Origin of the sequence: Dehalococcoides sp. THU4, assembly GCF_043231265.1 — a bacterium.
Taxonomy (GTDB): domain Bacteria; phylum Chloroflexota; class Dehalococcoidia; order Dehalococcoidales; family Dehalococcoidaceae; genus Dehalococcoides; species Dehalococcoides mccartyi.
This window is the reverse complement of record NZ_CP171266.1, coordinates 1,330,365-1,342,871: the sequence shown is the minus strand read 5'-3', so window position 1 is coordinate 1,342,871 and position 12,507 is coordinate 1,330,365. Positions and strand designations below refer to the sequence as shown.

Genomic DNA, 12,507 nt, shown 5'->3' with positions numbered 1-12,507 from the left:
TTATACCTGCCAGCGCGGCCGATACTGGATTGCCTCGGCCACATGATGTGATTTGATTATATCATTATTTTCAAGGTCAGCAATGGTGCGGGCTAATTTTAATATGCGGTGGTAGGCTCTGGCCGAAAGAAACAGCTGTTTGGTTGCCAAACGAAGCAGATTCTGGGCATCCCCTTCCAGTGTGCAAAAACGCCGTATCTCTGCCGGTGTCATTTCGGCATTGGAAAGTATTTTGCTGCCGCGAAAACGCTCAAGCTGGATAATCCTGCAGCTTGCTACTCTTTGGCGGACTGTTTCAGATGTTTCAGCCAGATGTTCGCTGGAAAGCTTTTCGTACTCTATGCGGGGTACTTCTATAACTATATCTATCCTGTCTAAAAACGGCCCGCTTATCCGCCGTTGGTAACGTATTACCGAACCCGGCGGGCAGGTACAGTGCTTGGTATTATCACCATAAAACCCGCAGGGACAGGGATTCATGGCACCCACCAGCATAAAGTTAGCTGGAAAGCTGACACTCCCCTGCGCCCGGCTGATGGTCACGGTTTTGTCTTCCAGCGGCTGGCGGAGAAGCTCAAGCAGGCTGTGACCGAATTCCGGCAGTTCATCCAGAAAAAGAACCCCGCGGTGGCTTAAGCTGATTTCTCCCGGTTTGGGGAAAGTGCCTCCGCCGACCAGCCCGGCTGAAGAAATAGTGTAATGGGGGGAGCGGATGGGGCGGTTATGTATTAAAGGGGTATCAGGCGGCAGCAGCCCGGCCACGCTGTATATCTTGGTTATTTCCAGAGATTCGGCACTGGTCATGGGCGGAAGTATTGAAACCAGTGCCCTTGCCAGCATGGTTTTACCGCTGCCGGGCGGACCGGTCATTACCATATTGTGCCCGCCGGCGGCGGCTACTTCCAGTGCCCGTTTTACATTTTCCTGCCCTTTTATAAAAGACAGGTCAACATAATTTGCCGGAATATCGTTTTTTGGCTCTTCTTTAGATTTAGTTACTTCAGGTGCCGGGCGGTTACCTTGCAGGTATTCCGCCAGTTCCGCCAGGGTTGTAAAGGGTAATATGTTAGCCCCCTCTACCAGCGAAGCCTCAGCGGCATCACAGGCGGGTACAATTATATTGCGGTATCCTTTTTGAAAAGCCAGGGCTGACATAGGCAGTATGCCGGCGGTATGGCGCAGGCTGCCGTCAAGGGAGAGTTCCCCCAGAAACACTGTGTTGGAAACATCTGCTGCTTTTAACTGTTCGGAACTTATAAGGATAGCCAGTGCAATGGAAAGGTCATATGCCGGGCCGGCTTTCTTGAAATCAGCCGGTGCCAGATTGGCCACAATTCGCTTTACCGGAAAAGTGAAACCGGAGTTTCTAATTGCAGCCCTTACCCGTTCGCGGGCCTCCTGAATGGCGGTATCAGGCAGCCCTACAATGGTAAATGAGGGCAGCCCGGCCGAGATATCGGCTTCTACTTCAACAATAGTGCCTTCCAGTCCGATAATTGCACAACTTGATACTTTGGCAAGCATAATAGTTAATGTTAGCGTTAAGCACAGGGGGTGTCAACGGGATATGCATGGCAGTTTTTGAACGGCTGTGTATTGCTAAGGCATGGGGTTTGTGTTATACTGCTGTAAAAGCTAAATCACGTTGTTGAGGTGGGTTCAAACCCACTTTTTTGTTGTATCGGGATAAACTGAGGAGGATACATAACCGAGATGAAAAGCGACTTTTTGCTCGCTATCACCCAGCTCTCGGCAGAAAAGAATCTGCCAAAGGAAGTAGTACTTGCTACCGTTGAGTCGGCTTTGGTATCGGCTTATCGTAAAGAGAGCTTTGCTCCAAACCAGAATATCGCGGTGAAGATAGACCAGCTGACTGGCAAGGTAAAGGTCATGGCCGAAAAGCTGGTAGTTGAAAAAGTGACTGACAGCCGCCAGGAAATGCGTTTGCTTGAGGCCAAACGGCTGAAAGCTGATGCCAAGATAGGCGACCTTATGATGGTTGAAGATACTCCGGCTGATGCCGGGCGTATTGCTGCCCAAACTGCCAAGCAGGTTATCCTGCAGCGTCTGCATGAAGCGGAAAATACGGCTATTTTTGACGAATATGCCTCCAAGGCGGGTGACACCCTGGTAGGCGTGGTTCAGCGTATAGAGCCCAAGCAGATTACTGTGGATATAGGCCGGGTGGAAGCCATAATGCCCGCCAGCGAACAGGCATACGGTGAAAGGTATCGGGCCGGGCAGCGTATAAAGGTATATGTAGTGGATGTGGCTAAAACAGCCAAAGGCCCGGCTGTTATTGTTTCGCGTTCTCACCCCGGTTTGGTACGGCGTCTGTTTGAAATGGAAGTGCCGGAGGTTTTTAACCAACTGGTAGAGATAAAGGCGGTTGCCCGTGAAGCCGGTTCACGATCTAAAGTAGCGGTAGGCGCTTTACAGCCGGGGATTGACCCGGTGGGTTGCTGTGTGGGTTTGCGGGGTATCCGCATTCAGAATATTGTCAGTGAACTGAACGGCGAAAAGATAGATGTGGTGGCCTGGGATAGTGAAATAGCTAATTTTATTGCCAATTCACTTAGCCCTGCTCAGGTTACAAAAGTTATCCTGAACGAAGCTGAAAAATCTGCTATTGTGGTCATACCTGACCGCCAGCTGAGTTTGGGTATTGGTAAAGAAGGACAGAATGTGCGTCTGGCGGTTAAACTGACCGGCTGGCGGATTGATATAAAGAGTGCCTCTGACGAAGAGGTGGAACGGGCGGAAGAAACTGCCCGCAAGCAGGGGGAAACTGAAAAGCCTGCCATAACCGAAAAGGTTATTGAAAAACAGCCTGCCGCTGCACCTGCTGCCAAGTCCGAATCAGAACCTCTTGAGCCGGTCATGCCTGAGGCTATAATATCCGAACCGGCGGTAAAGGAAACACCTGCCAAGACTGAAGCCGTGCCTGAAGAACAGGGTGTGGTGGTGCCCCTTAATGTACTTGATAAAGTGGCTGAGGGTGATACAGTCAAACTGCGTTTTGCAGAAGATTTGCTGCCCCGGCGTGAAATAGTCATAGATGATAAAAACAAGGGTAAAAACAAGAAAAAGACCGTCAAAGGCAAAGATACCGCTGAAGATGGTATCAAGCTGAAGGGCAAAAAACGGCGGAATGTAACGGATTATGAATCAGAGGAAATCGACTTCTAAATTTGTGCCCATGCGGACTTGTATCGCCTGCCGTACCGAAAAGGCTAAACAAGAGCTTATCCGGCTGGTAAGAACAGAAGATAATGACGTAAGGGTAGACCATAGCGGGCGTCTGGAAGGACGCGGAGCCTATTTGTGCAGAGATATGGCCTGCTGGGAATCCGGGCTGAAGGGCAGTTATATTACCCATGCTTTGAAGATTGCCATTACTCCGGAGAACCGCGAAGAATTGTTGAAATATGGGCGCGAAGTGTGTGAGGTGAAGGAAAATGGTAGAGAAGACAAGTAAATCAAGCGCCAAGACTGAAGTTGCCCCTCCGGCTAAGGTTATTGAACTTGGGGCGGCGGTATCGGTAAAAGAGCTGGCTGATAGTCTGGATACAAATCCGGTTGAAGTTATTAAGGCCCTTATGCGCAAGGGCATTATGGCTAATATAAATCAGGTTATAGAGTTTGAGGTTGCCAAGGGTATTGTAGAGGCGGCTGGTTTTGAGGCTAAGCTTAAGGTTCTTAAGAAAAGCGCCGCCAAAAAGGTCTCTCCCGCTAAAGAAAAACTGAGTAATTTCCCCCTTCGCCCGCCGGTTGTAACCATTATGGGCCATGTAGACCATGGTAAAACCCGTCTGCTTGATGCTATACGCTCCACCAATGTTATGGAAAAAGAAGCGGGCGGCATTACCCAGCATATCGGTGCTTATCAGGTAGAAATCAAAGGCCAAAAGATAACTTTTCTGGATACCCCCGGCCATGAAGCTTTTACTGCCATGCGCGCCCGGGGTGCTCAGGCTACCGATATTACTATTCTGGTAGTTGCCGCTGATGACGGCGTTATGCCGCAGACGCTGGAAGCGCTTGACCATGCCAAAGCCGCCGGTGTACCTATTATTTTGGCTATAAACAAGATGGACAAACCCGAAGCTAATCCGGACAGGGTCAAACAGCAGCTGGCTGAGGCTGGGCTGGTAGTTGAGGAATGGGGCGGTGATACTTTGGCCATTCCCACTTCTGCCCGTGAAAAGAAGGGTATAAATGAACTGCTGGAAGCAGTTTTGCTGATTGCCGAACTTGAAGATTTGCGGGCTGACCCCAATCAGCCTGCCAGCGGTGTGGTTATTGAAGCTGAAATGGATAAGAACAGAGGCCCTATGGCTACTGTTCTAGTTCAGAGCGGTACTCTGAAACTGGGAGACACCGTGGTTGCCGGCACTACCTGGGGGCGGGTAAAAGCTATGTTTAATGATGTGGGTAAACGCATCAAGAAGGCTGAACCCTCCACTCCGGTGGCCTTGCTGGGTATGGAAAGTGTGCCTCAGGTAGGTGACAAGATTATAGCCGTGGCCACCGAAAAACAGGCCAGGGATATGGTTAATGAAAACAGCCAGATTACCCGTAAAACAAACGCAGTCAGCCTGACTAATGTGTATGACCAGGTTAGCAAGGGCAATATCAAAGAGCTTAACATAATACTTAAAACTGATGTTCAAGGCAGCCTTGAACCCATTAAAGATTCACTGGAAAAACTGAGTACCGATAAGATAAAGATAAACATAAACCGCAGCGGTGTCGGTAACATAACCGAGAGTGATGTTATGCTGGCTATGGCTTCCGGTGGCTTGATTATCGGCTTCAGCACTGGCATAGAAACCAATGCCCAGCGTCTGGCGGATGCCGAAGATATTGATATCCGGCATTATGACATTATTTATAAACTGGTAGAAGATGTGGAGAAAGCTGTTCAGGGTCTGCTTGAACCCACTATTAAAGAAGTTATTGACGGCCGGGCTGAAGTGCGGGCAGTCTTTGAAAGCACTAAAAAGCTTAGCATTGCCGGTTGTATGGTACTGGAAGGCAAGGTTCTAAAGAATTCTCAGGTAAGGCTGCTTAGGGGTGGCGAAGTGATTGTAGATGCCCCCAGCAACAGTCTCCGCCGCTTTAAGGATGATGTTAAAGAAGTGGTGGCCGGTTATGAGTGCGGCGTAGGCTTGAAAGATTTCAATGATTTCCAGAAGAGTGATATTTTGGAATTTTATCATAAGGAAAAATCACGCTGATGTCACGGCGGGTAAAGAAACTTAACCAGCTGTTTCGGGCAGATATAAGCGCTCTCCTCCAAAAAGAGGTGCGTGACCCGCGTCTGGATACGCTTTTGTCTGTAAACGAGGTAGATGTATCTGAAGATATGCGCCATGCCACTGTATATGTGAGCCATCTGGCCGGTGATGAACATAAAGATGAAATACTGGCCGCTTTAAACGCAGCGGCCGGTTTTTTTCGCACCGAAATAGCTAAAAAGACTGATATACGCTATATGCCGGTTTTCAATTTTATCTGGGATGATACTATTGAAAGGGGTGTTCGCCTGAATACCCTTATTGACCGGGTTACTCAACACCAGCCTGAAGATTAGCCATGAATGGCATCTTGAATATCAACAAACCTTCAGGTTTGACCTCTTTCGGGGTGGTCTCAAAAGTAAGGCATATTTACTCTCAGAAAAGGGTAGGGCATGGCGGTACGCTTGACCCGAGTGCCACCGGGGTTATACCTGTTTTTCTGGGAAATGCAACCCGCCTGATAGAGTACCTTTCTTCAGTCCGCAAAACCTATCTGGCTGAAATAGAGCTGGGTACGGAAACTGATAGCTATGACAGCGAAGGGGAGGTTACTTCCCGAAAGAGCTGTGAACATATTACTGCTGATATGGTGCGTAATGCTTTGCCGGATTTTCTGGGTGAGATAACCCAGATTCCCCCCATGTACAGTGCGGTAAAACACCGCGGGGTTCGTCTGTATAATCTGGCACGGCAGGGGATAGAGGTTGAAAGAAACCCGCGTAAAGCTGTGATTTACGGCATTGAATTCCTCGGTTTTGCTTCACCTGTACTGCGTTTGCGGATAGAGTGCGGACACGGTACGTATATACGGTCTATAGCCTTTGATTTAGGCCGGAAACTGGGCTGCGGGGCATATTTGAAAACCCTGGTCAGGGAATCTTACGGCCCATTCCACCTTACAACTTCACTTGATTTGGCTGACCTTGAAGCGGCTGAAAGTGAAGGAAGGCTGGCGGATATTCTGCTGCCGCCGGAAGCCGCCGTGGGGCATTTGCCGCGTATAACCCTTAATGATGAAAGTATAACCCGGCTGGTAAACGGGTTGGAAATAAGGCTGGAAATGACCGGGCAGCCGGAAGCTATGGCGGTGTATAGCGCTGAAAACCGCTTTGCGGCTGTAATCCGCCCTGAAACTGACGGCAGCTGGCACCCTGCCAAAGTCTTCCTGAGCTCATGCCCTAAAAAGAATGCGGATTAGCTTAAAATTATACTTATAATGCTTGACAACGCGCCTCTAATAGTAGATGATATATTCCAAAATACCCGAAAGGAGACCGGCCATGGTACAGGCTTATTGTGTCAAGGATCGCAAGAAGATTGACGTCAAAGATGCCAAGAGAGTTACTCTGAAAAATGGTCGCGGAGCCTGGCAAGGTACCTGCCCTGTTTGCGGCGGGAAGGTTTACAGAATAGGCTAGGGTTAAGCTTAGTTTATCCTGGGAAATGGCTTTAAAAATGCCCGGATGGGCTTAAAGATGGTATCAAATTATTCAGAGGTTATCTTCTGAAGGGTTAGTGACGTTTCAGGGTAGCCTCTTCTGTTGGAAGGAGAAAACGGAAAAAATTGGGTAAAATCAATGTTGCCATTATCGGTGTTGGTAACTGTGCTTCATCCCTGGTACAGGGTGTTCACTATTACCGCAAAGCTAAGGATACTGAGTTCGTTCCCGGTCTTATGCATGTAAATCTTGGCGGTTATCACATCAGCGACATTAATTTCACCGCTGCCTTTGATGTAGACAAGAACAAAGTCGGCAAAGATATTAGTGAAGCTATTTTTACCAAGCCCAACAATACTTTTAAGTTTACTGATGTTCCGGCAACCGGTGTTAAGGTTGAGCGCGGCATGACCCATGACGGTCTGGGCAAGTATCTTTCCCAGATTATTCAGAAGGCTCCCGGCTCTACCGCTGACATTGTAAAAATCCTCAAAGAGACCAAAACAGATGTTGTTATCAACTATCTGCCGGTGGGTTCCGAGGAAGCCACCAAGTGGTATGTAGAGCAGATTTTGGAAGCCGGCTGCGGTATGGTTAACTGCATACCGGTATTTATTGCCCGGGAAAAATATTGGCAGCAGCGTTTTGTCACTGCCGGTGTCCCTATTATCGGTGATGATATCAAGTCACAGGTGGGTGCTACTATTACCCACCGCGTACTGACCAGACTCTTCTGTGACCGCGGTGTAAAGCTGGAGAAGACTTATCAGCTGAACTTCGGCGGCAACACTGACTTTATGAATATGCTTGAACGCGAGCGTTTGGAGTCAAAGAAGATTTCCAAGACCAACGCAGTTACCTCCCAGCTTGATTACAAGCTTGACCCTGATTGCGTTCATGTAGGCCCCAGTGACTACGTGCCGTGGCTTGAAGACCGCAAGTTCTGCCATATCCGCATGGAAGGCCGGACTTTCGGTGATGTCCCCTTGAATTTGGAGATGAAGCTGGAAGTTTGGGACAGCCCCAACTCCGCCGGTGTAGTCATTGATGCTATCCGCTGCTGTAAATTAGCTATGGATAACGGTATGTCAGGTTCACTGAACGAACCTTCTTCATATTTTATGAAATCACCTCCCGTTCAGTATACTGACGATGCTGCTCACGCTATGACGGCTGAGTTTATAAAGAAGACCTCTGCTAAAAAAATGGCCGAGGCTGAAAAAAAGGCAGAAAAATAACCCGGACTTCCTTAGTAGCACTATAGGTTAGTGGCGGTTAACAGTGAAGATAGCTTTAGTCTGTCCTTATGATTTTGCCTATCCGGGTGGCGTAGTTAACCACGTTAGCTCGCTTTATAAAGAACTTAAGATGCTGGGGCATGATGTTCGCATTATTGCTCCAGCATCAAAGTCTCCAGCAGAATACGGTACTGATTTTATCAGGGTGGGCAAGCCCCGCCCTCTGGCTACCTCCGGCACAGTGGTTCGCATCAGCCTTTCGGTCAATCTTAAAAACCGTATTAAACAGGTTTTGGAAACCGAAAAGTTTGACGTTATCCATCTGCATGAGCCTTTTATGATAATGCTGTGCAGTGCCATGCTCCGGTTTTCCAAAACCTGCAATGTAGCTACTTTCCACGCCAGTCAGGGCAAGCCCGGTTATAATTTGGGCTGGCCTTTTACCCGCATATTCCTGAGAAGGCGCAGGCGTAATCTTCACGGGCATATGGCGGTTTCCAAAGCGGCTCTGCGTTTTGCCTCCAAATATATCCCCGGTGACTATACTATTGTGCCCAACGGTATAGACCTGGATTTATTTAATACCGAAGTTCAGCCTGTGCCGGAGTATCTGGATGACAAGCTGAATATCCTTTTTGTGGGGCGTATGGAGAGCCGAAAAGGTTTGGACTATCTGATTGATGCATACGCCCAGATTAAGCCCCTGTGCCCCCAGACCAGGCTTCTGGTCGTGGGGCCGGGTACTCCCAGGCAAATGAGCCATTATCGCAGCAAGGTAAAACGGCATGGGCTTTCAGATGTGGTTTTTACCGGCGGGGTTGCCTGTAATGAGCTGCCGCGGTATTACAAGACAGCCCATATTTACTGCTCCCCGGCTACCGGTCAGGAAAGTTTCGGCATTGTACTTCTGGAAGCTATGGCTTTGGGTGTGCCGATTGTGGCTTCACAAATAGAGGGATACCAGTGTGTACTGACGGATAATAAAGAAGGTCTGTTAGTCCCGCCCAAAAACTCTGATAAACTGGCAGAAGCTCTTTTAAAACTGATTGCCCAGCCTGATTTGCGTTCTGAACTCAGCGCCGGTGGACTAAAAACGGTTCAACAGTACAGTTGGAAAAGAGTTGCTAAAAAAGTTGAAGAGTACTACCATTTGGTGTTAAGCAAAAATCACCATGGTCCCGAAGGTAAATAGCCTGGCTGTTGCCTTTAACTCAGGGCAGAAAAGAGTCTGAATATCATGTCTGGTATGGCAAACTTACGTAAGGAAATAGCCCTAAAAGTCACCAATCCCATTATAAACCTTTTAGCTAAAACCGGTCTTACCCCCAATATGGTTACGGTAACCGGTTTTATTATTACCCTGGTAGCCGCCGGGATTATAGTGAACGGAAATCTGTTGCTTGCAGGGATTGTTATGCTGCTGGCAGGTGTATTTGACATGCTGGACGGGGCGCTGGCCAGACGCACCGGCAAGGTTACCCGCTTCGGAGCGGTGCTGGATTCCACTCTGGACAGGGTTTCGGAAGCGGCAATACTTATCGGGGTATGTGCTTTTTACTCTCAGAGCGGGCAGACACCCGAAGTGGTGCTGGCGGTAGTTACCCTTACCCTTTCCCTGCTGGTCAGCTATATACGTGCCAGAGCCGAGGCTATGGGGCTTGAGGGTAAGGAAGGGTTTTTTACCCGGCCCGAACGGGTGGTTGCCCTGGCCATTGGCATGATGTTTAACATACTTGTGCCGGTGCTGGTGTTGGTAAGCGTGCTTAGTTTAATAACTGTTATCCAGCGGCTTGCCAATGTTTACCGTCAGACCAAATAATAGTGACTTTATTCGTCTAATCTGTTAAACTTTAGCGGTTTCCCCTCAGCAACTGGTAGTTGGGTGAGGGGATAAAATATGTTTGAAGCCAAAATTGGGGGAGTTATGCCTGTTACAGCAATAGTAGGTGGACAGTGGGGGGATGAAGGTAAGGGCAAAGTTGTAGATATGCTGGCCCAGGAGGCTGACTATGTAGTGCGTTTTTCCGGGGGCGATAACGCAGGCCATACGGTTATAAACCCTATGGGTGAGTTTAAACTTCACATTATACCTTCAGGTGTTTTTTATCCCGGCGTCAAGTGCATTATCGGCAACGGGGTGGTTATAAACCCTGATGTTTTTATCCGCGAACGCAATGAGCTTATCAGCCGGGGCGTAGATGTAAAAAATGTTTTTATAAGTGACCGGGCTCATCTGGTGCTGCCTTACCATATTTTGCTGGACGGTCTTGAAGAAGAGGCCAGGGGCAATAAGTCACTGGGTACTACCCGCAGGGGCATCGGGCCGGCTTTCGTAGACAAATATGCCCGCATGGGTATCCGGGTGGGTGATTTGCTTCTGCCCGAATATCTGCATGAACGGCTGGAATATGTGCTGGAATGTAAAAACCAGATTCTGACCAAGGTTTATGATGCGGCACCCATTTCTCTGGACGAGATTTATGAAACCTGCCTTAAATGGGGTAAAGAGTTAGCCCCCAATATAAAAGAAACAACTCATATTATTGAAGAGGCTATCAGTCAGGATAAAAAGATAATAATGGAAGGTGCGCAGGGGGCTTTGCTTGACCCTGATTTCGGCACGTATCCTTACGGCACTTCCAGCTCGCCTCTGGCGGCTGGCGGTTGCTTGGGAATAGGCATCGGGCCGGCTTCAGTCAGTGCTACCCTGGGTGTTTTCAAGGCTTACAGTACCAGGGTTGGCGGCGGGCCTATGCCTACTGAGCTTTTGGATAAAACCGGGGATATCATACGTGATGAAGCCCACGAATACGGCACAACTACCGGCCGCCCCAGACGGATAGGCTGGTTTGATGCGGTGGCAGGGCGGTTCAGCTGCCAGATAAACGGCATGACCACTGCCATTATGACCCGTTTAGACATTATGGATATTCTGCCTGCCATATCCATTTGTACGGCTTATGAGCTTAACGGCAAGATAATAAAATATTTTCCGGCGAACTCAGGTGAACTTGCCAAGTGCAAGCCTGTTTATGAAGAAATGCCCGGCTGGCTTTGCTCTACTAAAGAGGTTCGCTGCTACGATGATTTGCCATTGGCAGCCAAAAATTATATCTGCCGTATTGAAGAGCTTATCGGCTGCCAGATGAGTGCAGTTTGTATTGGCCCTTCACGCGAACAGACTATCTACAAATAAACCTTATATTTCTCTAAATACCGAAGGGGGCTTTTAAGCCCCCTTTTTATATTTATAATATCCGCTTTATAAAGCTTAGGATACTTTGCCGTCAGGGTTTTTCAGCATACCGTATATGGTCTGTTCAGTACCTGGAAGCCCCTGGCTGGCCAGCAGTTTGAACCCCATATGCTCATACATAGCTACATTCTGGCTGCTTTGAGTTTCCAGATAGCACGGTATACCGGTTTCGTTCATGAAGTCCAGCATGGGGCGTATCAGATGCCCGGCAATCCCGTTGCCCTGATACTCAGGGTCAACCGCTAAAAGCGCCAGATAAAAATATACAGGCGGGGCGTATTTGGCCCGCAGGTTCTGGCTGACTTTATCTATTCTGGATATTTCATTCAGAAGGGGTAGTTGGCTTCGTATTTGAAACAGGTAGTATAGATGCCTGAGGCGCTGGCCGAGCGGTTTACGGACATCATTGGGTTCCCAGAGGGCTATTCCCTCTAAGTTAGCCGAACTGGCATAAGCCTGCCCGTTTTCCATCTGGCTTTTCAGTATATATTCAAAAATCTGGTAGAGAGCGTCCGGGCTGGCTTTTTCTTTGGCAATCTCCCTTATGACCGGGTCATTTTGAAAAGCCCGGGCACAAACTTCGGCGGCTTTGGGTATATCTGATTTATTCAGCTTGTAAAGATATTGAAGAGGAATTTCCTCCATGTTAGTCCTTTCTGTTTTTCCTGAGCATGGCGTGCAGTGAAATATTGGCAAGCGGGATACCAAACCGGCCTATTTCTTCATACCCCCAATGGCGGTACATACTTACATTTGGCTGGTTTTGGGTTTCAAGATAAGACGCAGTGTTACTTTGGTCAAGTTCGGCCAGAATAGGGCGTACTACTTTACTGGCAAATCCCCTGGAGCGGTATTTGGGGGCAACTGCCAGCAGGGCAAGATATTTGTTGGGGAAAGGGTATAGCTGGTTTCTCATTTTGTCACACAGGCTGTTCAGATGCATATCCTGCTGAAAGTAATTAAACCCGCACCACATGTTTTTTACGGGAAAGCCGCAGCTTATCAGCTGCCAGAGAGAAATATGCACCGGGGCGTCAAACCAAACGGACACTGCCTCCATATCAGGCGAAGAGGCATAAGCCTGCCCGTATTTTATGCCCAATGCGGCATAGTATTCAAAAACAACCGGTAACCGCTTAATTTTCCGGGTATCTCCCTGCAGGAGGTACGAAGTAAGCTGGTCATCTTTGAAGGCTTCGGCAGTTACATAGGCAAGACGTTTTATATCCGTTTTTTCCAAACGGTAGAGACCATTGTCAGACTGTATCATT

General features: G+C 48.5%; 13 protein-coding genes. 10 read left to right on the top strand and 3 right to left on the bottom strand.

Going from position 1 to position 12,507, the window contains the following annotated elements:
* Nucleotides 1–1,524 carry a YifB family Mg chelatase-like AAA ATPase gene (locus tag ACE6F3_RS07180; protein ID WP_103908389.1) on the bottom strand — a complete coding sequence of 508 codons (1,524 nt, stop codon included), beginning with the start codon at nt 1,522–1,524 and terminating at the stop codon, nt 1–3.
* A gap of 189 nt (nt 1,525–1,713) precedes the next feature.
* Here ACE6F3_RS07180 and nusA point away from each other — a divergent pair, with 189 nt between their 5' ends.
* From nusA to ACE6F3_RS07130, 10 genes are all read left to right on the top strand, one after another.
* Nucleotides 1,714–3,189, top strand: coding sequence for a transcription termination factor NusA (gene nusA, locus ACE6F3_RS07175; protein ID WP_279115556.1), 1,476 nt, complete (start codon nt 1,714–1,716; stop codon nt 3,187–3,189).
* Nucleotides 3,164–3,478 (top strand): RNase P modulator RnpM, encoded by a 315-nt coding sequence (gene rnpM / locus ACE6F3_RS07170; RefSeq protein ID WP_010936686.1) that lies wholly within the window; start codon nt 3,164–3,166, stop codon nt 3,476–3,478. The genes nusA and rnpM overlap by 26 nt, the downstream gene beginning before the upstream one ends.
* The gene (infB, locus tag ACE6F3_RS07165) at nt 3,459–5,240 is read left to right on the top strand and encodes a translation initiation factor IF-2 (protein ID WP_058292968.1); all 1,782 of its coding nucleotides are present in this window, start codon (nt 3,459–3,461) and stop codon (nt 5,238–5,240) included. Before rnpM ends, infB begins: the two co-directional genes overlap by 20 nt.
* Entirely contained in the window at nt 5,240–5,596 is a 357-nt protein-coding gene (gene rbfA, locus ACE6F3_RS07160) for a 30S ribosome-binding factor RbfA (RefSeq protein ID WP_010936684.1), read from the top strand. Before infB ends, rbfA begins: the two co-directional genes overlap by 1 nt.
* A 2-nt stretch (nt 5,597–5,598) precedes the next feature.
* A complete protein-coding gene (truB, locus tag ACE6F3_RS07155; protein WP_279115558.1) occupies nt 5,599–6,501 on the top strand; it encodes a tRNA pseudouridine(55) synthase TruB in 903 nt (300 codons plus the stop codon).
* A gap of 46 nt (nt 6,502–6,547) precedes the next feature.
* Nucleotides 6,548–6,721: a DUF5679 domain-containing protein gene (locus ACE6F3_RS07150; RefSeq protein WP_010936682.1), complete on the top strand. Its 174-nt coding sequence runs from the start codon at nt 6,548–6,550 to the stop codon at nt 6,719–6,721.
* A 146-nt stretch (nt 6,722–6,867) separates the two neighbouring features.
* Complete coding sequence (locus ACE6F3_RS07145; protein WP_010936681.1) at nt 6,868–7,980, top strand: inositol-3-phosphate synthase; 1,113 nt, start codon at nt 6,868–6,870, stop codon at nt 7,978–7,980.
* A 43-nt stretch (nt 7,981–8,023) separates the two neighbouring features.
* The gene (locus tag ACE6F3_RS07140; protein WP_041342359.1) at nt 8,024–9,172 is read left to right on the top strand and encodes a glycosyltransferase family 4 protein; all 1,149 of its coding nucleotides are present in this window, start codon (nt 8,024–8,026) and stop codon (nt 9,170–9,172) included.
* A 45-nt stretch (nt 9,173–9,217) separates the two neighbouring features.
* Nucleotides 9,218–9,799: a CDP-alcohol phosphatidyltransferase family protein gene (locus ACE6F3_RS07135; protein WP_041342356.1), complete on the top strand. Its 582-nt coding sequence runs from the start codon at nt 9,218–9,220 to the stop codon at nt 9,797–9,799.
* 105 nt (nt 9,800–9,904) lie between these two features.
* Nucleotides 9,905–11,176, top strand: coding sequence for an adenylosuccinate synthase (locus ACE6F3_RS07130; protein ID WP_010936678.1), 1,272 nt, complete (start codon nt 9,905–9,907; stop codon nt 11,174–11,176).
* A 75-nt stretch (nt 11,177–11,251) separates the two neighbouring features.
* On the opposite strand, the gene ACE6F3_RS07125 is transcribed toward ACE6F3_RS07130, so the two are convergent.
* Together ACE6F3_RS07125 and ACE6F3_RS07120 are read right to left on the bottom strand one after the other, a co-directional pair.
* Complete coding sequence (locus ACE6F3_RS07125; protein ID WP_279115559.1) at nt 11,252–11,881, bottom strand: GNAT family N-acetyltransferase; 630 nt, start codon at nt 11,879–11,881, stop codon at nt 11,252–11,254.
* Between the two features lies 1 nt (nt 11,882).
* On the bottom strand, nt 11,883–12,506 hold the full coding sequence (locus tag ACE6F3_RS07120; protein ID WP_279115561.1) for an N-acetyltransferase: 624 nt from the start codon (nt 12,504–12,506) through the stop codon (nt 11,883–11,885).
* Between the last annotated feature and the right edge of the window lies 1 nt (nt 12,507).